The sequence below is a fragment of the Sphingobacterium sp. CZ-2 genome, from assembly GCF_004526235.1.
In the GTDB taxonomy this organism is placed as follows: Bacteria; Bacteroidota; Bacteroidia; order Sphingobacteriales; family Sphingobacteriaceae; genus Sphingobacterium; species Sphingobacterium tenebrionis.
Window position 1 is genome coordinate 3,227,409 of sequence record NZ_CP038159.1, and the last position, 25,236, is coordinate 3,252,644.

The 25,236-nt window shown below is 35.4% G+C and carries 30 protein-coding genes; 14 read left to right on the forward strand and 16 right to left on the reverse strand.

Annotated elements, in window-relative coordinates; translation table 11 throughout:
* Positions 1-6 precede the first annotated feature (6 nt).
* Positions 7-315, forward strand: coding sequence for a hypothetical protein (locus E3D81_RS14140; protein WP_134777887.1), 309 nt, complete (start codon positions 7-9; stop codon positions 313-315).
* 26 nt (positions 316-341) lie between these two features.
* Here E3D81_RS14140 and E3D81_RS14145 read toward each other — a convergent pair whose 3' ends face one another.
* The gene (locus E3D81_RS14145; RefSeq protein WP_209023074.1) at positions 342-1,235 is read right to left on the reverse strand and encodes a YDG/SRA domain-containing protein; all 894 of its coding nucleotides are present in this window, start codon (positions 1,233-1,235) and stop codon (positions 342-344) included.
* 164 nt (positions 1,236-1,399) lie between these two features.
* Between E3D81_RS14145 and E3D81_RS14150 the strand changes: the two genes are divergently transcribed.
* From E3D81_RS14150 to E3D81_RS14160, 3 genes are all read left to right on the forward strand, one after another.
* A complete protein-coding gene (locus E3D81_RS14150) occupies positions 1,400-2,425 on the forward strand; it encodes an HNH endonuclease domain-containing protein (RefSeq protein ID WP_134777889.1) in 1,026 nt (341 codons plus the stop codon).
* A gap of 1 nt (position 2,426) precedes the next feature.
* Positions 2,427-2,798, forward strand: coding sequence for an HIT family protein (locus E3D81_RS14155; RefSeq protein ID WP_209023075.1), 372 nt, complete (start codon positions 2,427-2,429; stop codon positions 2,796-2,798).
* A 403-nt stretch (positions 2,799-3,201) separates the two neighbouring features.
* A complete protein-coding gene (locus E3D81_RS14160) occupies positions 3,202-4,095 on the forward strand; it encodes a DUF6528 family protein (protein WP_134777890.1) in 894 nt (297 codons plus the stop codon).
* A gap of 56 nt (positions 4,096-4,151) precedes the next feature.
* Here the strand turns inward: E3D81_RS14160 and E3D81_RS17265 are convergent, their stop codons facing one another.
* Together E3D81_RS17265 and E3D81_RS17270 are read right to left on the reverse strand one after the other, a co-directional pair.
* On the reverse strand, positions 4,152-4,310 hold the full coding sequence (locus E3D81_RS17265; RefSeq protein WP_167554318.1) for a hypothetical protein: 159 nt from the start codon (positions 4,308-4,310) through the stop codon (positions 4,152-4,154).
* Between the two features lie 65 nt (positions 4,311-4,375).
* Entirely contained in the window at positions 4,376-4,531 is a 156-nt protein-coding gene (locus E3D81_RS17270; RefSeq protein WP_167554319.1) for a hypothetical protein, read from the reverse strand.
* A 546-nt stretch (positions 4,532-5,077) separates the two neighbouring features.
* Here E3D81_RS17270 and E3D81_RS14165 point away from each other — a divergent pair.
* Genes E3D81_RS14165 through E3D81_RS14180 form a run of 4 tightly spaced genes read left to right on the forward strand, consistent with a single transcriptional unit; the run spans position 5,078 to position 10,243 of the window.
* On the forward strand, positions 5,078-5,683 hold the full coding sequence (locus E3D81_RS14165; RefSeq protein WP_134777891.1) for a TlpA disulfide reductase family protein: 606 nt from the start codon (positions 5,078-5,080) through the stop codon (positions 5,681-5,683).
* A complete protein-coding gene (locus E3D81_RS14170) occupies positions 5,680-6,675 on the forward strand; it encodes a TonB-dependent receptor plug domain-containing protein (RefSeq protein WP_134777892.1) in 996 nt (331 codons plus the stop codon). Before E3D81_RS14165 ends, E3D81_RS14170 begins: the two co-directional genes overlap by 4 nt.
* Entirely contained in the window at positions 6,672-8,858 is a 2,187-nt protein-coding gene (locus tag E3D81_RS14175) for a TonB-dependent receptor (protein WP_134777893.1), read from the forward strand. Before E3D81_RS14170 ends, E3D81_RS14175 begins: the two co-directional genes overlap by 4 nt.
* Before the next feature lie 8 nt (positions 8,859-8,866).
* Positions 8,867-10,243 (forward strand): RagB/SusD family nutrient uptake outer membrane protein, encoded by a 1,377-nt coding sequence (locus tag E3D81_RS14180; protein WP_134777894.1) that lies wholly within the window; start codon positions 8,867-8,869, stop codon positions 10,241-10,243.
* Positions 10,244-10,277: 34 nt separating this feature from the next.
* Here the strand turns inward: E3D81_RS14180 and E3D81_RS14185 are convergent, their stop codons facing one another.
* Together E3D81_RS14185 and E3D81_RS14190 are read right to left on the reverse strand one after the other, a co-directional pair.
* Positions 10,278-10,643, reverse strand: coding sequence for a hypothetical protein (locus E3D81_RS14185; RefSeq protein WP_167554320.1), 366 nt, complete (start codon positions 10,641-10,643; stop codon positions 10,278-10,280).
* Between the two features lie 171 nt (positions 10,644-10,814).
* Positions 10,815-11,816 (reverse strand): helix-turn-helix domain-containing protein, encoded by a 1,002-nt coding sequence (locus tag E3D81_RS14190; RefSeq protein ID WP_134777896.1) that lies wholly within the window; start codon positions 11,814-11,816, stop codon positions 10,815-10,817.
* A gap of 243 nt (positions 11,817-12,059) precedes the next feature.
* Here E3D81_RS14190 and E3D81_RS14195 point away from each other — a divergent pair, with 243 nt between their 5' ends.
* The 4 genes from E3D81_RS14195 to E3D81_RS14210 all read left to right on the forward strand — a co-directional run bounded on the left by E3D81_RS14195 (position 12,060) and on the right by E3D81_RS14210 (position 13,861).
* The gene (locus tag E3D81_RS14195; protein WP_134777897.1) at positions 12,060-12,383 is read left to right on the forward strand and encodes a helix-turn-helix domain-containing protein; all 324 of its coding nucleotides are present in this window, start codon (positions 12,060-12,062) and stop codon (positions 12,381-12,383) included.
* Entirely contained in the window at positions 12,383-12,877 is a 495-nt protein-coding gene (locus tag E3D81_RS14200) for an N-acetylmuramoyl-L-alanine amidase (RefSeq protein ID WP_134777898.1), read from the forward strand. Before E3D81_RS14195 ends, E3D81_RS14200 begins: the two co-directional genes overlap by 1 nt.
* A 248-nt stretch (positions 12,878-13,125) precedes the next feature.
* Positions 13,126-13,491 (forward strand): hypothetical protein, encoded by a 366-nt coding sequence (locus E3D81_RS14205; RefSeq protein WP_134777899.1) that lies wholly within the window; start codon positions 13,126-13,128, stop codon positions 13,489-13,491.
* Between the two features lie 10 nt (positions 13,492-13,501).
* A complete protein-coding gene (locus E3D81_RS14210) occupies positions 13,502-13,861 on the forward strand; it encodes a hypothetical protein (RefSeq protein WP_134777900.1) in 360 nt (119 codons plus the stop codon).
* A 208-nt stretch (positions 13,862-14,069) separates the two neighbouring features.
* On the opposite strand, the gene E3D81_RS14215 is transcribed toward E3D81_RS14210, so the two are convergent.
* Positions 14,070-15,002 carry an NAD-dependent epimerase/dehydratase family protein gene (locus tag E3D81_RS14215; protein WP_134777901.1) on the reverse strand — a complete coding sequence of 311 codons (933 nt, stop codon included), beginning with the start codon at positions 15,000-15,002 and terminating at the stop codon, positions 14,070-14,072.
* 614 nt (positions 15,003-15,616) lie between these two features.
* Here E3D81_RS14215 and E3D81_RS14220 point away from each other — a divergent pair.
* Positions 15,617-15,916, forward strand: coding sequence for a hypothetical protein (locus E3D81_RS14220; protein ID WP_134777902.1), 300 nt, complete (start codon positions 15,617-15,619; stop codon positions 15,914-15,916).
* Between the two features lie 10 nt (positions 15,917-15,926).
* Positions 15,927-16,370 carry a hypothetical protein gene (locus E3D81_RS14225; protein ID WP_167554321.1) on the forward strand — a complete coding sequence of 148 codons (444 nt, stop codon included), beginning with the start codon at positions 15,927-15,929 and terminating at the stop codon, positions 16,368-16,370.
* A 44-nt stretch (positions 16,371-16,414) separates the two neighbouring features.
* Here the strand turns inward: E3D81_RS14225 and idi are convergent, their stop codons facing one another.
* The 10 genes from idi to E3D81_RS14275 all read right to left on the reverse strand — a co-directional run bounded on the left by idi (position 16,415) and on the right by E3D81_RS14275 (position 25,235).
* Positions 16,415-16,966 (reverse strand): isopentenyl-diphosphate Delta-isomerase, encoded by a 552-nt coding sequence (gene idi / locus E3D81_RS14230; RefSeq protein WP_134777904.1) that lies wholly within the window; start codon positions 16,964-16,966, stop codon positions 16,415-16,417.
* Positions 16,938-17,642 (reverse strand): lycopene cyclase domain-containing protein, encoded by a 705-nt coding sequence (locus E3D81_RS14235; RefSeq protein WP_134777905.1) that lies wholly within the window; start codon positions 17,640-17,642, stop codon positions 16,938-16,940. The genes idi and E3D81_RS14235 overlap by 29 nt, the downstream gene beginning before the upstream one ends.
* Entirely contained in the window at positions 17,639-18,097 is a 459-nt protein-coding gene (locus E3D81_RS14240) for a sterol desaturase family protein (protein ID WP_134777906.1), read from the reverse strand. Before E3D81_RS14240 ends, E3D81_RS14235 begins: the two co-directional genes overlap by 4 nt.
* A gap of 14 nt (positions 18,098-18,111) precedes the next feature.
* Entirely contained in the window at positions 18,112-18,555 is a 444-nt protein-coding gene (locus E3D81_RS14245; RefSeq protein ID WP_134777907.1) for a hypothetical protein, read from the reverse strand.
* Positions 18,556-18,578: 23 nt separating this feature from the next.
* Positions 18,579-19,415, reverse strand: coding sequence for a phytoene/squalene synthase family protein (locus E3D81_RS14250; RefSeq protein WP_134777908.1), 837 nt, complete (start codon positions 19,413-19,415; stop codon positions 18,579-18,581).
* Between the two features lie 29 nt (positions 19,416-19,444).
* Entirely contained in the window at positions 19,445-20,929 is a 1,485-nt protein-coding gene (locus tag E3D81_RS14255; protein WP_134777909.1) for a phytoene desaturase family protein, read from the reverse strand.
* Between the two features lie 153 nt (positions 20,930-21,082).
* Positions 21,083-21,736 carry a MarR family winged helix-turn-helix transcriptional regulator gene (locus tag E3D81_RS14260; protein ID WP_134777910.1) on the reverse strand — a complete coding sequence of 218 codons (654 nt, stop codon included), beginning with the start codon at positions 21,734-21,736 and terminating at the stop codon, positions 21,083-21,085.
* A 58-nt stretch (positions 21,737-21,794) separates the two neighbouring features.
* Positions 21,795-22,256 carry a MaoC family dehydratase gene (locus tag E3D81_RS14265; protein ID WP_134777911.1) on the reverse strand — a complete coding sequence of 154 codons (462 nt, stop codon included), beginning with the start codon at positions 22,254-22,256 and terminating at the stop codon, positions 21,795-21,797.
* 76 nt (positions 22,257-22,332) lie between these two features.
* Positions 22,333-23,874 (reverse strand): DUF6850 family outer membrane beta-barrel protein, encoded by a 1,542-nt coding sequence (locus E3D81_RS14270; protein WP_134777912.1) that lies wholly within the window; start codon positions 23,872-23,874, stop codon positions 22,333-22,335.
* A complete protein-coding gene (locus E3D81_RS14275) occupies positions 23,874-25,235 on the reverse strand; it encodes a DUF4876 domain-containing protein (protein WP_134777913.1) in 1,362 nt (453 codons plus the stop codon). Before E3D81_RS14275 ends, E3D81_RS14270 begins: the two co-directional genes overlap by 1 nt.
* Between the last annotated feature and the right edge of the window lies 1 nt (position 25,236).

Sequence of the window (25,236 nt, forward strand, 5' to 3'; positions counted from 1 at the left end):
ATATAAATGAGTAATCAAGAATACACAAAGACAAATCCAAATATAAGTTATGAAGAATTTTATAGCTTGGTGAAAGATGTAAAGAACTTTAGTAGTTTAACAGGAAGAAAATATGAAGTTCAAAGTACTGATAATGAAATTATGAAGATTGTTAGGTTATTTACTGACAAAATATGGCCTTTGAATTTAAAAGGTGTACATCAAGCCTATTTAAATTTGACCGATTTTAAAACAGTGAATTTCAAACCTTATTTAAATAGGACTCATTCTCCAGCATTGGGATTATTGTTTCATGTGGGACTGTTGATAAAATAACTTGGGTAGATTTTAAAAAATTTTTCTTAAAATCCATGAATTTTATTGTGATAATGAAGATTTTCAATATTAATAATGTGGTCCGAATTTATAGTTAAAGGACTATTAATTTCCCCAATAATATTAAATTCTGGTGAGATTGAAATTGTACCTCTGTCGAACATAATATGGTGATTAGGACATAGACACAAAATATTATCTAAGGAGTCTAATCCATGATGAGGTATTCCCAAAGGACGTATATGAGCTCCTTCTGCATAATATCCATTTTTGACTTTGATTCTTTCATTACATACCTGGCAAAAATTTGAATAAAGTTGTTTTACTCGATTTCCTATTTTAGAATCTCTAACAATTCTTAATATGGTTGTTTCTGTTCTTGTAGGAACTTTTGAATTATAAAAATTGTTATCACCTAATTGAGATTCAAATAGAAATAATGAGTTAATTTTACTTCTTGTAGTTCCAGAGTAAATTAATTTAAACCTACATATTTTAAAACCGTTTTCCCCAATATCTTCAAATGCTTCAACTATACTATATAAGCCTGCATATTGATATCCTATTTTTGGTGAAAATTCAGAATTATGTTTTGCACCTCTAAAAACACGAATTGGTTTACCTAAATTCATACTACTTACAAGAGAAGCATTATCATTATTATCCCAAGTTTGGTCTTTGATCAAAACTTTTTTATCATTTCTTCCTCCAGATCCAGTATATAGAATTTCTAAGCCTTGATCTACATCATCTTTATATCCTCCCGATAATACAATAGCGGCTGCTCCTTCGTGTCTATTTCCATCTATTCCTTTTTGAGTGTTTCGGTGGCCGCCTAAATTTTTAATTTCGTTTCTACTTTCAAAAATGTCTCCTTCATTGATACCTGGAATTTCTCCAAAAAGCAAAGGTTTACTCATAATTCTTATTTTTCATAGTTAGATTTTATGAAGATAATGAGTATTTTGCCTTATTACAAAAAATAAATAAATACAATTTTTATTATTGATATTTTTATAAATGAAACTTTGGTTAATATAAATTGTTAATCTTAATTTATATTAATATTAATCATCTGCCTTAAATGAACACTACCTTTCAGATTAGTGACCCAAGTTTGGAGTCACAATGGAGAGCCATCATACTATTTGGGAAAAACTCAGCAACCTATAAATTCGCTTTTGCCAAGTCAATTTTGGAATTGTTGGAGCCCAACAAAGGCCGCTTAAGTCTGGAAGAATTAGCTGAACCCTTTTCCAGATTCATCGTAGAACACCTCCAACAAAACGATAAACAAGGAAGTTCAAAATCAAGTACCTTTTTAAATGCCTGTAGGTCATTTATCCAGCATGAGATCGATAGAGATCAATTAATCCAGCAAACCATCAAAAACGGATTTAACAACGTTATAGATGCATTTCAAAATGTCAATGGTGGATTGATCAATAACGTATTCTATCAAAAAGACTATACTAGTGGCAAAAAGCAGATTGTGTTAACAGATGATATCTTTAAACTGCAAGAATCCACACAATTCATTAATTTTAATCAAGAGGTAGAGGCTAGGTGGAAGTTAGTGGAAACAGCTTGGGATCAAAATATCAACTCAAATCTTTTGGAGGTAAAGCATGATGGATTAAATGAAGAACTATATATTGGAGATTTTATGCGTCGAATCACAATAACGTCATCGCGGGACGCTTTAAATGGTTATCAGAAGGGGAAATGTTTTTATACATTTAATGATATCTATATTCAAAAAGGCGTTTATAATATATGTGCAGTTGATCACTTTCTACCACATGTGAATAAGCGTTCGCATTTTTCTGAAAAGGCAAATATAAATGGAGTATGGAACTTGGTCCTAACAGATCCAAAAGTTAATCGAGCTAAAGGAGCAAAAATTCCAAATCGTAAATATTTAGAGAGATTATACAATCGAAATGAATTTTATATTGAAAGTAAACATCCACTGGCTGAGACTATTATCTATCAAACAGGGGATAAACCTTATCTAAGAAGGCGATTCTTAGAAAAACAATATAATATTGCATTATCAAATTCAATTCAGGAATGGACCCCTGACAATGAATTACCAGGAAACTTTTAAAATGAGCATCAAGAATTTTTACGAATTGCCGAAAGAAATATGGATAGGGGAAACTGACCATTTCTTTTTAATATACGATGGGTTTGCTGTATCTCCCGGTCATATATTGATTATCGCGAAAGAATTGAGGGCTGATTATTTTGCCTTAAATTCTTCCGAAAAAGCAAATTTGGATGAAGCTATTTCTTTAGCAAAGCAATTAATTGAAAAAGAACATCATCCAGATGGCTATAATATTGGGATGAATTGTGGAGAGGCAGCGGGGCAGACGGTATTCCATTTCCATTGTCATGTGATCCCGAGGTATATCGGTGATATGAAAGACCCAAGGGGAGGAGTTAGGCATTGTGTTGAGGGAAAAGGAAGTTATTAGAAATTTAATCCAGTAAGCATTCCTAAAAATCATTGATTTATTTTGTGTTAAATAGATGTAATATTTCCCGAATATCAATTTCTAATAATTTAGCCAGTTCATTTAACTTGTTCAGATCAGGTTATTGCTTGATTTTTTTCATTTGGAAACAGTATTTTCCGATAAAGAAGGAGATTCAGCGATACATTATTGAAAGTAGCCGTAAAAAATTAGGTAAGAACATGCTTTGTAATTCGCTAAAATTTTTAACTAATTAACGGTAACTTAATAACACAATTATAAATTTAGCTCGACACTTAACTTAGCCTTTGGAAATCAATGGAACGGATCACGGATGTTCTATTAAATTTGTTCTTAATCCAAAATTAAAACAAAATTAAGGTTGGGATAAAATCAAAAAATCATGAAAAGAGTCTGCATATTATTCATTCTATTTTTGGTAGCTTTTAATACCTCATTCGCACAACAAGTATTGAAAAAAGGCTTCTTGGTAGCTTGTGGTGATGATAAATTATTTATCATTGACCCCAATAAATCGAACGATAATCATACCGAAATCATCTGGAAATGGGCAGTAGCTGATGCAAAATCATTGCCGGCAGCATACATTCCTTTATTAAAAAGTCTTGATGAGTGCAAACCCGTGATGGGAAATAAAAAAATTTTAGTTACATCTTCCACAGGCGCAACCATACTCGTTGATATCGCATCAAAGGATGTAGAGTTTTATGCAAAAACTCCGATGGCCCATTCTGTAGATTTATTGCCCAATAACAGAATCATCGTAGCAAATTCTACGCATCCAAAAGGCAATTCTATTGAGCTATATGATCTTAAAAAAAATGAAAGGGTTTTATTTACGGATTCCCTGTATTCTGGTCATGGAGTAGCCTGGAACCCTAAGGATAAACTATTGTATGTGTTGGGATATCAACATCTAAAAACCTATTCTTTGGTAAATTGGTCTTCTGAAAATCCAAGTTTAAAATTAGAATCTTCTTGGCAATTACCAGATAAAAGTGGCCATGATCTGTTTCGTATTGATAGGGATACCTTTTTAGTATCAACCCACCATTCCGTATTCTTATTTAATAGCAATAATAAATCATTCACTGATTTTACGCTTTTGAAAGGTAAAAAAGACGTCAAATCTGTGAATTATTACCCAAAGAAAAATTCATTGATCTATACTGTTGCTGAGGAAAGTTGGTGGACTGAAAATATCTATATGGTTAATCCGAATAAGACAATTAAACTACCAAATCTCAAATTGTATAAAGTGAGAAAAGCAATTTAAATATTTTTGAATTCAGCATCAAGGCTCCAAATAAATTGGGATTAATAATCATAAGCTTACTCTTTTTCTTTAGCCTCTTTATTTGCCCTAATTTCTACGATTTTCTGTTCTAAGGTTTTAGAAATAGTGCCATCCATTTTAGTTTTTGGAACCATTTCATAATAAACTTCTATATCTAAATTTTTTGGAACCTCTTTTGGGATGAGTTCTCTCACAGATTTAAGTTTAAAAATTCCCGTTAATTTTTGAAGGCTTTTAAAATTGTATTTATCTATTTCATTTAAGCTTTCAACCTTACTAACAAAGTGCTAGTTTTCCCTAATAAGTTACTTAGCTCACCTTTAGAAATTCCTCGCTCAATTCTTAATTTTTTAACATTTAGAATAATTTCTAATTCTAATTCAGTTAATTGTTTTTTAGAAATAATTTTTTTCAATTTATATTACCTATTAATAGGTAGTATTTTTATATTTGTAGAGTCAATGAGATTTAAACCATTTTGAAGGTTAACTCATTGATAATTAATCAAAATATTCAATGATTAAGATTGTACTTATTTCATATTTTGATTAAATAAACTTGGGGAGGTAGGTTATTATTTTCGAACTAAATTAAATAATATGTATACCAAAAAAACCATTAAAAACCACTATTCAGTTATTCTGTTCTGCAATAACAAAATAACTTCTCTACAAATTAAAAAGAACATACCTGGTTATCCGAAATAACCAATTGGTAAATCTATATCACTAGAAGGGCCAAGAATGCATTTAAATTATTTCTAATTCTTTTTTACCATCCAGTAGCAGCTACTTGATTAAAAATAGATTTACAAATTGTTTTTATTGCCAATGAAAGTTAATCGTACTTTCTATTTTATAAATATAATTAAGTTTTAGGATTATTTATAATTCTATGGCCCTTCTATTAATGATTATTTAGTACCAATACTTTCAAAAACCAATTATTAAACACCTAAAAAATGAACACATTTATTTGGGGCAGGAGAGGACTGCCTAAAAAATCAACCTTAAGCGTATTATCCATAATTTTTTATTTGGCTGGATCTGCCCAATCAAATAATCAATTTTCATCCGATATCACTAATCGGGATTCCTTTACCATAAGAGTAGGCCAACAAGTTCCTAAGGATTTTTGGAATCAAAAGCATTTGCTATATGAAGATGGATCGGTAAAAGAAATTACCTTAAACCAATTCAGAGGTAAAAAATTGATTTTGGATTTTTGGTCTATAGGATGCGGAACTTGTATTTCACATCAAAAGAATATAGATCAATTCAAACTACAATATAAAGATGATATTGTGGTGCTGATGGTTAATTCAAGAGTTAAATCAGACACAGTAGAAGCTATTAAAAGATTTGAAAGTCGCTTTAAAGAATACTTCCCAAATGGATTGAAAACAATCATTCTTGACGATAAATTGAATAACTATTTTCATCCAATTGCCTATCCCACTTATGTATGGATTAACCGTCTTGGTATTATCGAGATAATAACCTTCAGGAATTTATTAAATACGACTATATCTCCTCCATTTTTACCATCCAAATCCAAAAAACCATGAGAATTATATTGATCGTACTGGCTTTGTTTTTCTTATTTGGTTTAAAAACAGCTTCTGCTCAAGAATATTTATCTGGCAGGGTAGTGGATAGTGATCGAATTCCAATACAACATGTTAAGGTATTCTGGTCGTCTCAAAAAGAATATTATTTTTCTGATCCCAATGGGAATTTTAAAATTCCTTTTAAAAAGGAAGATTTACTAATATTTCAACATTTTTCTTTTTTATCAGACAGCCTAAAAATAATCAATCCTCATGATTCTATTCTCATTGAACTAATTCCGAAATCTAATCAGATTGAAGAAGTGGAGGTATTACATACCGGCTATCAGACAATCAATAGAGAAAGGTCTACGGGAAGTTTTGAGTTTTTAGGTCAAAAAGACATTAAACAGCGGTTTACCATGAATATCCTTCAAAATTTAGAAGGCTTTGTTCCTGGATTGAATTTAGATAAAAGAGACGTGAGATCAAAAATACATATTCGTGGAATAAACTCCCTTTCAGAATATATGATGGAACCATTGATTATTGTCGATAATTTTCCATTTACAGGCGATATCAATGCGATAAATCCAGAAGACATAGCTTCTGTTACGGTTTTAAAAGATGCCGCAGCTGCATCGATTTGGGGTTCAAAAGCAGGAAATGGTGTTATCGTGGTAACGACTAAAAAATCTGTAGAGGGAAAAGTGAAAATAGACTTTGGTATGAATTGGCTTATGAAAGAGAAAATAAAAATCATGGAGATCCCAAGATTAAATTCATCAGAATTCATGGCCATCGAAGAGGAACTTTTTAAAAAGGGTTTTTATGATAATGCGCTTAATGAAACAACGATATCACGAACTCAACTATCTCCATATGTGGAAGCATTACACGATTTACGGACTGGAAAATTAACAAATACTGAATTTGAAAATCTTTATACAGCTTGGAAGAATAAAGATTTTAGAAGGGATTTATTAGATCATTATTATAGAATCCAATGAACCAACGATATGCTTTTTCTATTAACGGTGGAAATTCTACTTTTCGAAATAGGATTTCGCTGACCTATGATGTGGTCCAAAATAACCAAGTTGATAACAGGTCAAATCGAAAAGGACTATTTTGGTCCGGAAATTATTTACCTAACAACATTCTCGCATTAAATTATTCAGTTTCCTTTAATAACCAGTATGTTATAAATTCTGGGGAAGCATTAAACTATTCCATGGGGTCAGCAGGGAGACAAATACTATTTCCCTATGCAAGTTTGGTGGATAATGATGGAAATCCATCAAAGGTATTTCGTGGCATATCGGATAAATTTTTGGATTATTATAAAAATGATTACTTAAAGGATTGGGGATATTACCCAATATCTAATGTGCAAGAATCGCGTAAAGATCTTTTCGTAAATAGCTTCAGACCAAATATTGAAATTAGTATAAAGCCTAATCGTTACGTTGTTCTGAAGGCTCAATATGGTTTAAATTTTCAAATGGACAACTCGGAATTGGTTTATGGAAAAAACTCCTATTATACAAAGAACCTACAAAATATTTATTCGTTTAAAAAAAATGGTATCGTTGGTTCTATAATTCCTGAAGGTGGAATAGTTTCATTTTCCAATGAAAAACTGATAGAACATAGGGTAAGATTGCAAGGGGATTTAAATATTTCAACGTTTAAGGGCCATAGATTGGTGGGCTTAGCAGGAATCGAAGGTTCGGATGTTCCGTCTACTTTTAATAGCAATGAATATTATGGTTACAATGAAGATACCAAAACGATCACTTTTGTTGATTATAATTCATATTTCCCAACTTTTCAGGGAATGAGAGGAAATGCACAAATTCCGAGAACCGGTAGAATTTTAGGACAGCATTGGCGATCGATTTCTTTATTTTCAAACCTAGCCTACGAAATAAATGATCGGTACTTTATTACGCTTTCCGGTCGAAAGGATGCAACGAATATTTTTGGAATTGCAACTAATCGACGATGGAATCCACTTTGGTCAATTGGGCTTGCCTATGATGTCAAAAAAGAAAACTTCTTAAAAGATTTAGAAATAATTGATCAGGTAAAATTGAGAGGAACTTGGGGATATAGTGGAAACTCGGGTGGTGTAGGAAGTGGTATGCCAATCATTAGATATACACAAAATAATAAACTTAATATTGAACCTGAAGCTACGATAAGCCAAATACCAAACGATAATTTGAAATGGGAGACTGTTAGGATGATGAATATCGGATTGGATTTTAAATTATGGCAAGGAAAATTAGGTGGAAGCTTAGAATATTTTAATAAAAAATCCACTGATTTACTTTCTACCCAGTTTTTAGATCCTTCTGCAGGTATGCGAACCATGGTCAGGAATATAGGAAATGTAAAAGGCCATGGGTTTGATGTTAGATTGGATTCGAGAATTATTCTTTCCAAATTCTCTTGGAATGGTGCTGTTTTCCTGTCATTCGTAAGGGATAGAGTGGTTACTTATTATGGTTTTTCACAGAGTCCACAAATGATGATTGCCAATAATGGAAGGAATAATTATCCATCTATAGATTATGGTTTTTATCCCATTTTTGGGTATAGGACTTCAGGATTGGATGAGCATGGTGATCCGGTAGGTTTTTTAGAAGGAAAAGAATCTAAAGAATATTCAAAAATTGCCAATCAACCATTGGATCAAGCCATATTCTATGGATCCGCCATTCCTAAATATCATGGATCCTTTAGGAACTCATTTACATACAAAGGCATAAGCCTTAATGTATTGTTGGGCTTTAAGTTTGGGAATTATTTTGCGAGGGAAGCGGCAGATTATGGATTATTAATCAATAGTTGGCGAGGTCATAAAGAAATTGAAAAAAGATGGAGAAAACCTGGAGATGAAAAATATACGCAGGTCCCGCGTTTGGGGTTTCCTGTAGATTCAAGGCGTGATTTTTTTTACAAGAATTCTGAAGCTAATGTTGAACCAGGCGGTTTTATTAGACTTAAAGATGTGAGTTTGAATTTACCTCTTCCAATATCTAAAAAGATGAATTTCAATTTGGTGGTAATGATGTCAGATTTAGGGTTGATTTATAGGCAAAACAAACAAGGATTAGACCCTGAATTTCTAGAAGTTCCTCCTTCTCCAACGATTTCTTTTGGTATAAACATTAAACCACTTTAAACCCCAATATGATGAAAAAAACAATGATTTTAGCTGGTTTCATATGCCTATTTTTATTGTCATGTGAGAAATTCTTAGATAAAAAACCAGATGTAACCATAAAACATCCCATAAGTTTAGATGATTTGAATGCAATTTTAAATAGTGAACAGAATTTTAATGAAGTATCTTTTGCACATATTGAATCAGGAACGGATGACTTACGGATATTGCCTTCCCACTTTCAACGATTAAGTAATTATTATAAAGATATCTATCGATGGGCATCTGGGGAAGATGGAATAAGGGAAGAAATGGTTTTTAGCTGGCAGAGGCCTTACAGACAAATATTAAATTGCAATGTCGTATTAGAGCGATTAAGAACAATAATTGGAGGAGATGAACATTTGCGAAGAAGAATTGAAGGAGATGCGCTTTTTCTTAGAAGTTTTACATTTTTTATGCTACTTCAATCCTATTCTCCTCCATACTTGATTGGTGACAAAGATAGTGAGCTTGGAATTCATCTTCGATTAAGTTCTGATGTTAATCAAATTACCAACAGATCAAGCTTGATTGAAAGTTATAATCAAGTTTTAGGCGATCTTAAAAAGGCAATAGATTTGCTTCCAGAACAAGTGAGCTTTAAAACAAGACCTAATAAAGCTGCTGCATATGCTTTAATGGCTCGTATTAAGTTAACTATTGGCGATTATAGTGCAGCGTTGAAATATGCGGAAGAATGTCTAAAACGACAAAATCAATTAATAGACTATAATCTAATCAATCTTCATTTAAATTTTCCATTTTTTGCTTTGAATGAAGAAGTCATTTATCATGCTGTAGGGGCATTTCCGAGTCAGATATTGAATCCGAGGCAGGTTTATGTAAGTCATGAATTATATAGTTTATACCAAGATAATGATTTAAGAAAGTTGGCATTTTTTAATTCCAAGGGTATTAACGGGTTTTCTTTTAAAGGATATTATTCAGGAAACGGGGATTCTTTTTTTGCAGGGTTGGTAATTGATGAGGTTCATCTTATTGCATCCGAATCGCTTATTAGGACGCAAAAAATTAATCAAGGGATTGATATCCTAAATAAATTAAGAAAACATAGATTTAAAAAAGAATCTTTTACTTTATTAAGAGCTGAAAATGAATTGGAGGCACTAAAATTAGTGTTATTAGAAAGGCGGAAAGAATTGCCTTTTAGAGGTGTGCGTTGGTTAGATCTTAGGAGGTTGAATAGAGATAAAAGATTTGAAAAGACGCTGGTTAGGATTATTCCCGACAATAGCGATAACCTTATGGAGGTTATGTTGCCACCCAATGACTTAAGATACACTTATCTAATACCAGATTATGTAATTGAAGAAACAGGCATAAAACAAAATCCTAGATAAGAAATGGGCAGGATTTCCTGCCCATAATAATTAATTAATATTTTGCTCTAAAAGCATGGACAGTTTCATTGACTTCCAAATCTGCAATTGCTCTTTCAATTTGTTGTAAATGAGTTTCTGAACTCGTGGCTAATGCATTTAAATCAGGTTTACCATAGCCATTATCAGGTGCTAAAATACTGCAAATTTCTTGCTTAATATTATCACATGGTCTTTCTTCATCTTCCGTTAATGCATAAGCATCAGGTTTAGTCCGATCCATAACATCATTAGATATAAAATACCAAGTTAATAAAGTTGCTTTCTCAGAAGATTTATCCGCTTTCTGAAAAGCATAAAAAGCCAATAAACCAAAAATACAAGCCAATAAGGCGGCACCGGCACGTAGCCAGTTCTTCATATTCATTGTCATAATTTAAAATTTTGAAGTATATATTCTTTATTTAAAACCATAGGCCATTCCGGATCCTTGATCCATCGGAATGGCCTTATTTCGAAATACAGTAAGCCTATTGGGGAATAACTCTGGGATAAACATGCTGTTAATGAATTGGTTATTCTAGAGGGTGGCTTATTGGCTGAACTTTTTCCGGTATTCCATCATCGTACAGCCATATTTTATCTTGAAAATTCTATTGAAAGAATTTATATCAATGTAGTTGGTGTTTGCAAATATTTCCTTACAGGTCAAATTGGTACTGACCAATTGTTTGGTTGCATTCTCCAACACGATCTCTCGGATGTATTGCTTAGGAGTGAAGTTTTTGACCTGTTTGAAAGCATTTGTCAACAGCTCAGGCGCGCAGCCAATTTCATTGGCCAATTTGTCAATATCCGTTTCCACTTTCAATTTGAGATCTGAACGGATGTTCTGTACAGCCCGATCGACCAGGCTTTCCAAGAAGTCTATATTCTGATCGGTATCCAACAATTCATAGTAGGCAAAAATAATCTTCATGCAATAAACCTTTAAGGTCAATTCTTTAAGTTTTCCTAAAGGATGACTCCTCATCCGCTTGGCCATATTCTTCAGGATTTTCAGGATCTTCCGATTGAATAAACAGCTGGAAGCTAACTGAAAGGGTCTTTTGGCGTTTCTGTGGAGCAGGGATAGCCTGTTGGTCTTGCCAGGTGCGAAGTAATAGAAGGCTTCTTGCGCTACCCCTATGCACAGGAACTCTGTAAAGGAGGAGGGCATGCTGAGCTGGTATTCACCACAGCCAGCATTGATCAAGGTAAATTGTTCTGCCTTGAGATGAAGCTCTTGCTCATACCTTCTTTTTTTTCTAATTTGGAGCTGCCCCTGCAGGCAGATCAGCAGGAGGTGCTTATCCGACGGCATAGATAGGTTAAGCTGTACGGTTTTCGACTTCTTTCCGTTACTTCCTGTTTTTAGGAGATGATGCTCCAAACGGCAGAATCCTTCCTCCTGAACATGTTGGTAATAGCGAAAAATGCGCTCGCTATATTCGGTATACACCGCTTGGCCGGGATTAAACATACAGGTCAGTTTCCTTTGATCAAGGACAATCTTTTCTTGGGTTTCAGTTTTTAATTGGACATGGATATCCATACGCTACTTCAGATTAAATATTTAACATATTGGTTATTAATATATTGGCTATACTAATATACTTTAAAGAAGTAATGTTATCGAAATTAAATTAATAAGTATCATATTTAATTTATTAATAATTTTAATAATATGTTTTTTTTGGCATACTTTATTGCTTATCATTAAAAGTTTAATAACAATCTGATAATGAGTATTTAAAAATAGGTTGGATAAATTAGTGGTGTAAAAAATTTAACCCATATGAAAGAGTTAAAAGGCCTATATTATTTCCGCCTCATGCGGGGCTTGACCAAGAAGCATACCGCACAGAAAATCCAAGTCAGTTATAAAAAGTACAGCTCCATGGAAGCAGGTTTGGACGAACCTACCTTCCAACAATACCGGATCTTATCGAACCACTTTCGGGTGGGATTGAAAATGCTGATCAGCCATAACAAGGAATTCATCTTCAAGATATCTTCCAGTAGTTTTTATAGTGAGATCATGAAAGCTTATGAATTGGCCATGATGGTAAGCAAGATCCAATTGCTGATGGAGAAAATTGATTTCAGTAAAAAGCCTTAATGATGATGAAGAAGTTTAAGATTTTAGACAACAAATTGAAAGGCGTGACTTTTCGCCCATCGCCTAATCAGTCGGGTGATATTTTTCCGGAATATATAATCATCCATGATACGGGTTCAAGAACGGAAGAAGGGGCGATCTCCTGGATGTTGGAAAGGCAAAGTCGGGTTTCTGCGCATTTACATATCGCTAGAAATGGAAATATAGTTCAGTTGGTGGAATTTAATAAACGGGCGTATCATGCAGGGGTTTCCAATTATGCCGGAAGGAGCGATTTTAATTGGTGGAGTATTGGGATAGAATTACAAAATACAGGCGTTGAGGATTATCCGGAGGTACAGGTGGAACGCTTGATCGGGGTATGTAGGGCTTTGTTGAAAGCTTATCCTACTATTAGGATGATTTTGGGGCATAGGGATATTTCGCCGGATAGGAAAGTGGATCCGAATGATTTTTTCCCGATGGAAAGGATAAGGAAGGAGGTTTTTGGTTAAAATCGTCATTGCGCCTCCTCGTCATTGCGAGGTGGCCTTCGCGTCATTGCGAGGAGGTACGACGAAGCAATCTTTACACTATTCGAAAGATTGCTTCGTTCCTCGCAATGACGATGAAAGATTGCTTCGTTCCTCGCAATGACGCTGGGTTGTAATGACGCTGGACTGCAATGACGCTGGACTGCAATGACGCTGAACCGAAATGACGATGGGTTAATTTTTGTGATTATTTTTCATTAATTTCCAAGATGCAAAATTGTTACGGATTTTTAGTTCACCTCAATGGTGAAAAAGTTGGAAAAGGGATAATTCCTAAAGAAAGTTATGTAGTAAGCTGTATAATCATGGCGTTACATCGCCAAGACGGGTCTGAAAGTGTTTTCTATCAACTATCCGGACTTGACGTTGATGCTAATCTTCATCTTGAATGGGGATCTAAGGAACTATCATTGGGCGATAGGATCAGTTTGGAAGTGATTGAAAGCCCTATGGAACCGTCAGAAATTAAATCGGTTAGAACAGCGAAGTCAGAAAGCTTTTCTGATGAAGATTTATTAAAACAAAAAATTAAACAATTTTATAGCTTAAAAGCTGAATTGAAGGATCATATTTAAATTCACCAAAATGATGAAAAAGATTAAAAATTATGGATTTGAAATCCAATTAAATGGTGAAGAAGTGGCTAGGATAGGAATTGAAAAAGAAAATTATGTGCTAAGTTGTTTGATAACTGCGGTACCAAGGATTAAAAACACAATCGATTTGAATTTGGAAATAGGTGGATTGGAAATTGATGAGGATGTAAGTGTGTCCTGGGAAGGACGAGAATTAAAAGTAGGAGATAAGCTAGATATTTTGGTTATTGATGAAGGATTTAACAATCCGGATTATAGTTCAGTTCCAGTCTCAAAAGAGGAGAAATTAAAACAGAAACTGACTTATTTTTATGAATTGAAAGAAGAATTGGGTGATCTCGTGGATTAACTAACTTTTAATTGTAGACCTTAAATTTATTAATGTAATTAAAGCCGCATTTTTTACATTTTTCAGCAAATATTAAGGGACTGTGTTTCAGAAGAAATATTGATTTATTAATGGTCCGCAGGGATTGGACTTTCCTTATCCAAATCCATTATTGAAGCGCATCATGGTTATTTATACTACCAGATAAAGGAGGATAGGAACTGTTTTGTTATTGTTTTGATGGATTAATCATTTTTTTGATTCCTTCCTGGTAGGAAGTAATCTTAAATTCTGGAAATCTCTTCTTGAACTTATCAGATACGAAAATATTATCGTATTTGTACCGTGGTAATAATTCGAGTAGCTCTTTTGCTTGATTGTTAAAGAGGCTTCCGAATTTGAAAAAGAGCATAGACAATATTTTATATGGAAGTTTTCTTTGTAAAATCTGCGAAGATTGATCGATGATCTCTTTGTAGGTCATTCGCTGGTCATCGCATGGCAAATGCCAGGTCTGTCCGTAAGCATCGGGTGTATTCCCGATTAATGCCATAGCTCGACTGGCATCGGGTGTCCAGATCAGTGTCCTTCGGGTATTGTCTTTGATCGGAACGATCAGTTTTTTGTGTTGTGCTATCTTTTCGAAGATCATGCCATTGGTAATGCTCTGTGTTTTCCCTGTGCCATAGAATTCTGGTGCCCTACAGATAACGGCTTCGATCTGCTTATTTTTCATTTCCTCCAAAAGCATATTTGCCATTTCTGCTCTTACGGATGATTTTGGTCCATTAGGTTGGAAAGATGTTTCTTCCGTTTGGGGTTCGCTGGTTTTAGGATACATATAGGTATTGTCAAAAAACACCAGTTTTGTGTCGTGTTTTTTGCAGGCATCTATCACATTCCGCATCATAATGGGGAATTGATCAATCCACATTTGGCTATTCATTGGCAAGCCAACGGTGAGATAGGCGATATCACTACCTTCAACAGCTTTGGAGGTCGCCTCCGCATCTAGCAGGTTTGCAGGAAATAACTCATCGGTTTCATGAACCTTTTTAGGATTTCTACTGACCAAGCGGATATCATTTGTATAATGAAGTTTGAGTTCTTTCACCAACTCTTCTGCTATTTGGCCGTTTGCTCCGAGGATTGTTTGTTTCATGAGTAATAGGATGTTTATTGAATTACAAAGATGAGGGAAATTTTATAATTAGGATGTAAATTTTGGACTATTGGATTCATGAGTAGAATATTATCTTTAAATGTTTTCATGTTAATATTCCTTTTTTTTTTGAGGGTTTCCTATTGGCAATGGATCCATGACAATTATTATTGTAAAAACAGAGCGTTTTGTTTCTTACATAATTTGCTCCTTAACTCTTCAGTGTAAAAGTAATATTTAAGTAAGGTTAAAGTATGCTTTTTGTATGTATTACATACGAAAAGCATACTTTTAGGTTACTTTCATGATACTTTAACACAGGTCTTAACCTTTCAATGGGATAGACTTTTCCCCGGGAGTGGGGTAAACTTTCCCCATCATTGCGAGGCACTTTCCCCGTCATTGCGAGGCACTTTCCCCGTCATTGCGAGGAACGAAGCAATCTTCCCGCATGTCATGCTGAGTGTAGTCGAACCATCTAAATATGGTACCCGTAAAGATCCTTCGACGATGCTCAGGATGACAAAGTTCAAAGATTGCTTCCTCGTGCCTCCTCGCAATGACGGTGGGATTTCCATTATCGTTTTTTAACGCTAAAAAACTACCTTTGTATTATGAAAAGCAATCCCCAACATTCAAAAAACACAAATCCTCAACAATCCAAGAATAAAGATTCTTATCAATCCAAGAATTCCAATCCTCAACAATCCAAGAATAAAAATTCTCAAACCAAGGGGCCAAAGAAAAGACCTAACGATCCGAACAAGAAATTCCTTCAGCATGTTCAAGATCAGGCTCAGAAAATGGCGGAAGTACTGGGGAAGAAAAATGGCGAACAGTTTATCAAAGATGCTTTGAAGGATTACCCTCATCTTTTACCATTTGAACTGGAAAAATTCACCAAACAAAAATAAGGTCTAATAAATGGAAATGCGCAAAATGAGGTTGAATATTTTATTTAGTTTGCTTTACATCCTCTTCTTTATTACTTCCTGTAATCAAGAACGCAGTAAAATCCAAACTGAAAAAGATTTTATTTCCATCGTTGATCGAGATACTTCCCGATTGCATTTAGTGCTTTACAAAGACCGTTTCCATGGCAAGATTATCAATACCAAACCAGGCGGATATATTGTCAAAGGAGAAATCAATGGAAAAATAGTTGGAGATACATTGGAAGGGGATAACCTGTATACCCCTTTTAAATGGGCTAATCAGAAAAGAGCACCCATAGTACTACTCAAAAAAGGGGAAAACTATCTGCTCGGGAATGGCATTTTGAGTATTCATCTCGGTATACCCCATTTTATGCCAGGTTCCATCAATTTCGATAATCCTAAGCATACTTATTTACCTGTTCAAAAATAGGAAATTTCAAAGCCTGTCCTAAATAATTCAAATACCAGACCTAATTAATTCGGTGAAATATTCGAAAAGGTGGTCAATAATTTCGGAAGGATAATCTTGAACCAGATGGTGAAGCTTTCCGGTTCCCTTTGCATCCACTGCAATAATTCCATCAGAGATATCCACTGATAATCGGCTACCTCCAAGGGATTTATATCAGGGTCTACATCCGAATAGCCCACCAGCACCGTATCCAACTCATGTTCGATCAGGTTATTCTCCACATACTCCTTATATTGAAATTTATAGACTTCAAATAACGGACATGCTAAGCCCATCTCTGCCATCAGTCTTTCCTTGGCAGCCTGCATGGTAGTTTCATCCAACTGTTGATGGGAACAGCAGGTATTCGTCCAAAGCAAAGCACCATGGTATTTTTTGGCGGCACGACGTTGGATCAATATTTTCCCTTCCTTATTGAATATGAATACGGAAAACGCGCGATGCAATAAACCCAATTGATGGGCTTCCATCTTTTCCATGAGTCCCATTTCCTCATCTTGCTCATTGACCAAAACAACCAAATCCCTATTTTTTATCTCTTGATTTTTTCTCATGGCTAAATTTTTCAAAAAAGAATACATTCCAGATGATCAGCACATACCCATAAACAGCATCCTCAATGGGGATGGTGCCAATTCGAATATTCATAAATTCATTGCTGTTATAATTGACAATGGGCGATTCCAATCCCGTTCCCGTCAGCACGCCATTTACTGGCAAAAATCCCAACATTAATAGTCCATATATAAAAGATACCTTTCCTATAGACTCCATTTTAAGTCCAAAGTTTAGGATCAGTATGCTTAAAAGGGTAACCAGCGCGGTAACAAAGGTATATTGTAATTCATGGAACCGTAGGGCGATTACTGATGTAACAATGACCGTCAGCCATACAATAATGTTGTTGAAGGCATTCATCCATTCCAGATTGAAGAATTTGTTCAAGCAGAAATAGGTGAATACACAGCTGAAGGGTATGCAGAAGAAAAACAGGATCTCTTCTAAGGGTAATCCGGCTAGAGGAATGCCTAACAAATAGGTTTCATTGAACCACCAAATGCCTATCTTGGTAAACCAGGCATCCCATATGATGAAAGGAATAGCCACCAAGGTTGCTGCTTTCAGAAAATCCATAAAATACCTGTCGAATCGGATCCGCTTATCAAATGAGAAGATAAAACAGATGCTGATCGTCAAAATATTTATTAAGAGGTAGGTGAATTGGATCATCTCTTAGGGGCATTAAAATACATTTTAAAATATTTGATGGGCACCCAGAGAAAGCCAAAACATTCCCCTGGAAATTTTCCGACATGTTTATGATGTTGTTTATGTGCTCTTCGTATGCCTAATAAATAGGGGTTCTTGGTATTTCGTAATAAGGAGATACGTTGGTGAATAAAAATATCATGGACAAAAAAATAAGCCATGCCATATAAAGTAATCCCTATACCAATCCACAACAGGTACCAAGTTTCCGGCTCCATGCCTTTGTAGATCAGAAAAATGGCAGGTACGGCAAAAATGATGAAGAACAGATCGTTGCGTTCAAAAGCACCATCATGACTATGATCATGATGGTCTTTATGTAAACTCCAAAGGAAACCATGCATCACATATTTATGGGTCAACCAGGTGATGGGCTCCATGAGGAGGAAAGTGATCAATAAGATAAGATATCCCATATTTTCTTAATTTTTTAAATCCCTTGCTTTTCTAAAAATATCCTGAGCGATTTATCCTTGATGTTGGTTTTATGCTGCTTTACATATTCCAGATCCTTGGTCAAACTGGATTTATAACCCAGAAAGGAAGGGGAGTTGTATTGGATAGCATATCGCAATAAACGTATCTCCACCGCTTTAGGTTCTTTTTCAGCCGCTTCATCCAGGAGCTTTCTGCCTTTCTTGAAACTGCTCAATTTTGCCATTGGATTGAAAGCATGCTTGGCCCAGATACAATGGTAATACCCTGCATAGGCCATCTCCAAATTCGTTTTGTTGGTTTTTTCCAACTGCTGCAGCATGATGGAGCAAACATCCTTATCACTGGCGGCCTTGATCAGATTGGAGCTATAATTTTCGGTAGAAAATACCAGTCCCAGACTGCAGATCAAGATGGATATCATACTTAGTATTTTCATAAACGTTTACAATTCATGGGGTCTTAAAATCGTGCGATCTGAAAGTTCATGTAACTGGACATCAGCAGATAGAATTTCTGCGTATTCGGAATCCGTACTCTTTTCTGCATGATCTCCTTCGCTGCTGTGTTCTTAATCTTTTGAAATAGACTTTGGTAATATGTATAGGCTAAATAAACACCAAATTTGGATGATATGGGCAATTGTTGAATACCAACAAAAGCTACCTGAAAATCTTTTTCAATATCCTTTTCAATGGACTTTTTGATTTCGCAATTGAACTGTCGAAGGTTGATTTCCGGAAAATAGCTTCGTCCTAAGGTTTCAAAATCAGCTTTCAGATCGCGAAGAAAATTGACCTTCTGAAAAGCACTCCCCAACTTCATGGCGTATGGTTTTAAACGTTCGAATTGCGTGTGATCACCTTCCACGAAAACATGCAGGCACATCAGGCCGACCACCTCTGCAGAACCCAAGATATATTCCTGATATCGATCAAGATCATATTCCACTTTTTTAAGATCCATACGCATACTGTGAAGAAATTGATGGATCAGCTGGTAGTCAATTCGATACTGTCGAACCGTGTCCTGAAACGACTGCAGGATGGGATTCAAGGAAATCCCTTTTTCCAAGGCTTCAAAGGTGTTCCTTTCAAACTCGTTCAAAAGAAGTTCCTGGTCGAATCCATGGAAGCTATCGACGATCTCATCCGCTAACCTTACATAACCGTAGATCGCATAAATTGCTGGTCTCAAGTGCCTATCAATAGCTTTTATCCCCAATGAAAATGAAGTGCTATATTTTTGGGTGGTTTCTTGACTTATTTTATAAGCCAATTCATCATATAATTTCTTCATAGCTTATGTTTTTGAATACATCATAATCGTTATATCTCATTTGCGACAATCTTTCCGGAGATCAGCGAAGGTGGAACTCCAGGCCCTGGAACCGTTAATTGACCGGTATAATGCAGGTTCTTTATCTTTTTATTTCTGATACTAGGCTTTAGGATCGCAGTCTGCGATAAGGTGTTGGCCAATCCATAGGCATTTCCACCATAAGCTTGGTAATCTTTCTTAAAATCTGCCACGCAATAGCTCCTTTTATATAAAATTCGCTCCTTAATATCCGGGCATTCAAAATGTTTCTGAATGCGGGAAAGCATGATATCCAGGTACTTCTCCCTGGCTTCTTCAGTATCCTCAAGGCCTGTGGCCAAAGGCATCAACAGAAATAAATTCTCAGCACCTGAAGGAGCTACATGCGGATCCGTTTTAGACGGACAGCACACATAGAATAAAGGGTTTTTCGGCCAGGATTTTTCCTTATAGATTTCGTCGAGATGTTCATCCAGCCCAGCGTCAAAAAATAGCGTATGATGCTTCATTGAAGGTATCTTTCCTTTGATTCCCAGATAAACGATCAAACTGGAAGGTGCGAAGGTTTTCTTTTCCCAATAAGATGATGAATAATTCCTGAATTTTTCAGGAAGCAGGGATTCCATATGCTGATAATCACAGGAAGCAATGATCTCATCGGCGGTATGCGTTTCATTTTGAATCTTGAAAGAGGCAATGCGCACATTTTTAGACTGATCGGCTACAAGCTTAAGGTCTTTAACAGCAGCATGGTAATGGATTTTTACGCCTAAATCCTCCGCAATTTTTACCATCGCTTTGATCAGTTCAAAAAACCCACCCTGTGGGTACCAAGTCCCCAGTTCATAGCCCCCATAATTCATTAAGCTGTACATGGCAGGGATCTTAGCTGGTGAGGCTCCTAAAAATATCACCGGAAATTCCATGATAGATCTTAGCAATGGTGATTTAAAATAAGAGCCTACGTAAGACCTGAAATTTCGGAAAAGATGAAGCTTTAAGGCGGAGGAAAGGAGGGAGGGTTTCGTAAATTCTAGGATAGAGTGGCAGGGTTTATCAATAAATTGCTGCATGCCCACCTCATATTTAAATTTTGCAGCACGCATGAAATCATCATATTTCTTTCCTGCTCCAGGTTCTTCTGATTCGAATAAAGCTCTTATCTCCTTGGCATCCTTTGGTATGGATACTCTTTTATCTTTACTTATGAATTCAAACTGTGGATTTAATGGGTCAAGCGTATAAAAATCAGCTGAGCGGAATCCAAAATCTTGAAAGAAATTTTCGATGATATCGGGCATCCAATACCAACTGGGTCCCATGTCAAAAGTAAAACCTTCTTCGGTCTTGAATTGACGAGCACGTCCTCCCGGGCTTCCATTTTTTTCTAGCATATGTACTTCATGTCCTGCTTTTGCTGCATAACATGCGGCCGATAGACCGGAAATACCCGCGCCAATTACGATTACTTTTTTTCTTTTGCTTTGATTCATTGGTATAATATTATATCAATATCAAAAGCAAATATAGAAATTTAGTATATAAAAGTATATAAATACACTAAATAAAGAGGCTTAAAAGTGTAATTTTAACCTTATATCGCTTGATATTAATATAATTATAAACCAAAAAATATATAAAAGGTTTTATTTTGTACTAATTTTTTCTATTCCAATATCCAATAAATGATCCGTGGAAGGATGCATTTCGTAGATGGGTTCATGGAAGAGATCCAATTTGGTCAATAAATGAATCAGCTGATTTTTTTCGATGTTCGTGAGGTTGCCAGAAACTATTTTAGTAGCTGTACGTATTTTATCCATTTGGGCATCCAAAGCTTGTTCCCCTTTTGGAGTAAGGTGAATTAGTTTAGCACGTTTATCTTCTTGGGATGCTACTTGGTTTATCCAACCCATCTTTATTAATCTATTGATGGTCTGAATCCCTCCTGGTTTTTCTTGTTTATTTAATTTTATAAGCTCCATTTTGGTCATGGAGCCATGTGCTTTTAGATTAATCAGAAATATGAATTCATCTTGGGTAGAAAAATCAGATCCTTCAATAGCTGCTTTTGAATAGGATTTTGCATACCTTCCCATGTGAATGAGTAGGGTGCAGATCACACTTTCTGCTGAACGGCCAAGTTCCTTGCCTTGCCACGTTGGATCTTTCCAATCCTGGTTTTTACGGGTTAACCAATCGATATAACCTTGTAGGTTCTTTTCCTGATTTGTTTCCTGTTGGCTTGCTTCATAAGCAGCTGCAGAATCCAACAGTTCATGTAAAAAATGATAATTCATACCTAAATAATTAGTGTAAAATTATACTAAATTATGTAAGTTTCGAAATTTTTATCTATTAATCGTTAAAATGATATAGGAATACCACATCGCCAACATATACCGGCTTGTTATTTCCTTTAACATTTAATTTGGCGGTAATGGTTGCTTTTACTGTTCCCCTTAAATTACTAATGGATTTTACGGTTGCTTCCAATTGGACTTCATCATTCACCAATACTGGAGCTCCAAATCGTAGATTCTCAATACCGTAATTGATCTCCATTTTTACATTTCTGACATCAGCAATCTGTTTCCAAAGGTAGGGGATCAGGGAAAGCGTAAGGTATCCATGGGCAATCGTTGATTTGAAAGGACCTTCATTTTTAGCCTTTTCTTCATCCACATGGATCCATTGATGGTCTAACGTAGCATCCGCAAATTTATTGATCTGTGCTTGATCGATCTGGTGCCATTGTGAAACGCCTAACACCTTTCCTTCATGTGATTTGTACTCTTCGTAATTGTTAATAATGATCATGTTTCTTATAAGTATGCTGTAAATATAGAATAAAGACAGCATAATTTAAGTTTTGTTTCCTAAAGCACGAAGGAATTTACAGATATAATTTAACCCCAATTTGAAATTGTTGCCTATTTAAATTTCCAATTGGATGATTTATAATGTATTCAGAGGGCTTGATTTTTCCTTGTTCAATCTGATAGTCAGCTTTAACCGCGAAAATATATTGTTTGAACAAGCTTCGGGATTGCCATTCGGCTCCTAATTTAGCGCCTAAAAGGTTGGTTTTGTAATAGGTATAATCCCAAAAAACGACTTGTTGAATATAATGGTTCATACTATTCGCAGCATATTTCAGATCATCTGAAATAGAAGTGCGGTAAAAAGGATTGATTTGAAAACGGAGTAGTTCTGCATTTCCTGTCTTTATATTGGCTCCAAATGTTCCTTGAATTTTTAAATTAGCATTGGCTACATCAATGGACTGCGCATTATCCTGTCGATGGACCTGAAAATAGGAAAGATCTAAGCCATAAAGGAAATTGATTGGCTTAGGGGATTGTTGTTCTGCCAAATAGTTCAAGCTGGAATTAAAGACATTCACCGAATAATTTGATTTTGACAAGTCAGCCGATAGGTCTCTTATGAAATCATAACCCCTGATATAATCTGCCTTCAGATTCAGGTATTGATTTAAGCTAGGCGTGGTTTTGAATAAAGTAGCCGATCCGAAATATTGATCTTCATGGTAGATTCCACGAACATGATAAACCTTGTTAGTGCTCTTTTGGTCTGTAGTGAATTCCTGTTTGTTCTTTTTTAAAGAAGATAGGATATCCAGTGAGGTGTTGGAGCTAAGTGGCTGGTGCAAACTGACTTCCATTCCCCATAAATCAGTGTACTTACGATTGTTCAAACTGTCTTTAATGGCATTATTTCCATATCCAAGACTGAGGTAATGAATTCGGTCAGGAAATTGGAGACTTTGGGAATAGTTCTTATTCTTATAGGATATGGCCTGTGATTCCCTACCATTGCCGATTATAGCTGCTAAGGCAACACTAGAATTCTTCACATTTACTTGTAATCCTGGCCTATATTGAATACCAAATACTTTATTATCAAATCTCGGATCCACAGAACCTGTGGTCCAAAGATATTGGTAATTGATTTGCATATATGGTCTTAATATTTTTCCTAATTGATATGAAAGCGTAAAATTACTTCTATATAATTGGCTCTCATAATTCCCTGCTTTTGAAGCATAATAACTGTATGGATTCCAGGGTTCCATATCATTTCTTTGACCAAATGATAAGCTATCTGTCAATTTTTTGTTGAACAAAAAATCACCAGATATTTGAAATTTACCAAGTTCATTTGATCCAATAGCATAAAAATTGATGTTTCTTTGGGAATAGGCTTCCTGGGCCAAACGGAGATCTCCGGATGTTCCTTGGTAATTCAGTTCCACTTCCCCAAAGTTTTTGGGGTAACTCAAATGGTGCTGCAAGAAATGATCTTTAATCAGCTTACCGATGATTTCTGATTGGTATATAGAATCCCTTTCATCCTGCGCATAAAGGCAGGATGGAAGGGTGAGTAAACTCCAAATGATAACTAGATATAAACGCATTAATCAATAAATGAACTTGCTGTTTTACTTGGATCCGCTTTGGTCAAAACGCCAAAATCTTTAGAGGAATTGTTGGTATCCTGTAAGATGCGACGTCCATTTACCGTCTGTTTTGTTCTTCTGACCACCGATTGGCTGGAATAAGGTCCAGAAAGCGTGGCTGCCGAACCTGCATCCAAGGAAATATGCAACCTTCTTGGTGTTTTGTCCTTTTCCAGTACCGATGAAATTTCTACGGCATCCATTAATATATCGGTTGGTATTTGTGGGTATCTGGTCGTTTCAGTCGTTACGGTCTTCGTAGTTGGTTCTGGATATTTTGGGAAATTATTGGGATCAACTGCAGAGCTGGCTTTAAATAAAGCATAGGAGTCTTTTCCTTGTGGGTTCAGCACCATATCCCGCATTCCAGTAGCAAAGATAGTTTCAACATCCATAACGCTAGGATTATCGATATCAGAAGCGAATTTTGTGCGTCCAGGCTGGATCTTTTGCTCATAAGGATATAAATACACTTCAAAATCTGCTTTACTTAAATCAACTGTTAAAGTCGGATCCTCAATTTCCTGCACTTTATCGCTGTTTAAGGTATACGGTTTGGTATGATCAATAGCTGTTTCGGCAATGATAATACTATTCCCAGGCTGTACAGGATATTTTTTTCCAGATCCATCGGATGGAATCATAAACATGGCCTTTGCATAAACATAATCCTCGTTGGCATTATTACTTACATTCATGCCTAAGGATTTACTCCAGTCAAACTGCAGGTTTGGTAACAGGAATTCAGCTGTATTATTATTCGTTTTGCCATAAACGATGGTAAAAACCAAACTGTCTGCATATAATACCTGATCTGAATTGTTATAGATTTCAACAAATAGATCTCGTGTTACTGCACCTTTACTGGTATTTGAACCTGCATAATATATTTGTTTAAATACCCAATTCCCAACAGGCGTACTGGATATCAACCTGATATTGCTGGAATAATTTGTTGTGAAGTTAAGGTTGTCTGCACTGTAGTTCAAATGTAGGTCTTGGCTTGTCACCTGTCCACTTAAGGAGGATACTTCCTCTGCATCTAATTCTAGAGAAACATTTAAGGAATAGGTGCCTGGGCTAAGGGAATTAAAATTCACCAATCCATCTGCATTCGCTTTGGCGGTATACTTTTCATTATTGGTTTTATTGATAATCTCTACATTCGCTTTTTCAAATGGAATTTTGTAATTGAAAAGTGTCTGGTCTACTTCCAATTGAAGGCTGATACTTACAGGTTGAATGGTGTCGATGTCTTTTTTACAGCTTTGTAGGAAAGCCAAAGCTAAAAAGAATAGGGTAATTAGTCTGTATTTCATA

Excerpts from the sequence above, each read along its gene's own strand:
- idi (WP_134777904.1), bottom strand. The coding sequence starts at position 16,966 with ATGAGAAAAAATCAAGAGATAAAAAATAGGGATTTGGTTGTTTTGGTC.
- E3D81_RS14155 (WP_209023075.1), top strand. The coding sequence starts at position 2,427 with ATGAGCATCAAGAATTTTTACGAATTGCCGAAAGAAATATGGATAGGG.
- E3D81_RS14205 (WP_134777899.1), top strand. The coding sequence starts at position 13,126 with ATGCAAAATTGTTACGGATTTTTAGTTCACCTCAATGGTGAAAAAGTT.
- E3D81_RS14180 (WP_134777894.1), top strand. The coding sequence starts at position 8,867 with ATGATGAAAAAAACAATGATTTTAGCTGGTTTCATATGCCTATTTTTA.
- E3D81_RS14225 (WP_167554321.1), top strand. The coding sequence starts at position 15,927 with ATGGAAATGCGCAAAATGAGGTTGAATATTTTATTTAGTTTGCTTTAC.
- E3D81_RS14245 (WP_134777907.1), bottom strand. The coding sequence starts at position 18,555 with ATGAAAATACTAAGTATGATATCCATCTTGATCTGCAGTCTGGGACTG.
- E3D81_RS14255 (WP_134777909.1), bottom strand. The coding sequence starts at position 20,929 with ATGAATCAAAGCAAAAGAAAAAAAGTAATCGTAATTGGCGCGGGTATT.
- E3D81_RS14200 (WP_134777898.1), top strand. The coding sequence starts at position 12,383 with ATGATGATGAAGAAGTTTAAGATTTTAGACAACAAATTGAAAGGCGTG.
- E3D81_RS14260 (WP_134777910.1), bottom strand. The coding sequence starts at position 21,736 with ATGAATTATCATTTTTTACATGAACTGTTGGATTCTGCAGCTGCTTAT.
- E3D81_RS14170 (WP_134777892.1), top strand. The coding sequence starts at position 5,680 with ATGAGAATTATATTGATCGTACTGGCTTTGTTTTTCTTATTTGGTTTA.
- E3D81_RS14275 (WP_134777913.1), bottom strand. The coding sequence starts at position 25,235 with ATGAAATACAGACTAATTACCCTATTCTTTTTAGCTTTGGCTTTCCTA.
- E3D81_RS14175 (WP_134777893.1), top strand. The coding sequence starts at position 6,672 with ATGAACCAACGATATGCTTTTTCTATTAACGGTGGAAATTCTACTTTT.
- E3D81_RS14145 (WP_209023074.1), bottom strand. The coding sequence starts at position 1,235 with ATGAGTAAACCTTTGCTTTTTGGAGAAATTCCAGGTATCAATGAAGGA.
- E3D81_RS14165 (WP_134777891.1), top strand. The coding sequence starts at position 5,078 with ATGAACACATTTATTTGGGGCAGGAGAGGACTGCCTAAAAAATCAACC.
- E3D81_RS14220 (WP_134777902.1), top strand. The coding sequence starts at position 15,617 with ATGAAAAGCAATCCCCAACATTCAAAAAACACAAATCCTCAACAATCC.
- E3D81_RS14140 (WP_134777887.1), top strand. The coding sequence starts at position 7 with ATGAGTAATCAAGAATACACAAAGACAAATCCAAATATAAGTTATGAA.
- E3D81_RS14240 (WP_134777906.1), bottom strand. The coding sequence starts at position 18,097 with ATGGGATATCTTATCTTATTGATCACTTTCCTCCTCATGGAGCCCATC.
- E3D81_RS14150 (WP_134777889.1), top strand. The coding sequence starts at position 1,400 with ATGAACACTACCTTTCAGATTAGTGACCCAAGTTTGGAGTCACAATGG.
- E3D81_RS14185 (WP_167554320.1), bottom strand. The coding sequence starts at position 10,643 with ATGAAGAACTGGCTACGTGCCGGTGCCGCCTTATTGGCTTGTATTTTT.
- E3D81_RS14235 (WP_134777905.1), bottom strand. The coding sequence starts at position 17,642 with ATGATCCAATTCACCTACCTCTTAATAAATATTTTGACGATCAGCATC.
- E3D81_RS14215 (WP_134777901.1), bottom strand. The coding sequence starts at position 15,002 with ATGAAACAAACAATCCTCGGAGCAAACGGCCAAATAGCAGAAGAGTTG.
- E3D81_RS14270 (WP_134777912.1), bottom strand. The coding sequence starts at position 23,874 with ATGCGTTTATATCTAGTTATCATTTGGAGTTTACTCACCCTTCCATCC.
- E3D81_RS14210 (WP_134777900.1), top strand. The coding sequence starts at position 13,502 with ATGATGAAAAAGATTAAAAATTATGGATTTGAAATCCAATTAAATGGT.
- E3D81_RS14195 (WP_134777897.1), top strand. The coding sequence starts at position 12,060 with ATGAAAGAGTTAAAAGGCCTATATTATTTCCGCCTCATGCGGGGCTTG.
- E3D81_RS14190 (WP_134777896.1), bottom strand. The coding sequence starts at position 11,816 with ATGGATATCCATGTCCAATTAAAAACTGAAACCCAAGAAAAGATTGTC.
- E3D81_RS14250 (WP_134777908.1), bottom strand. The coding sequence starts at position 19,415 with ATGAAGAAATTATATGATGAATTGGCTTATAAAATAAGTCAAGAAACC.
- E3D81_RS14265 (WP_134777911.1), bottom strand. The coding sequence starts at position 22,256 with ATGATCATTATTAACAATTACGAAGAGTACAAATCACATGAAGGAAAG.
- E3D81_RS14160 (WP_134777890.1), top strand. The coding sequence starts at position 3,202 with ATGAAAAGAGTCTGCATATTATTCATTCTATTTTTGGTAGCTTTTAAT.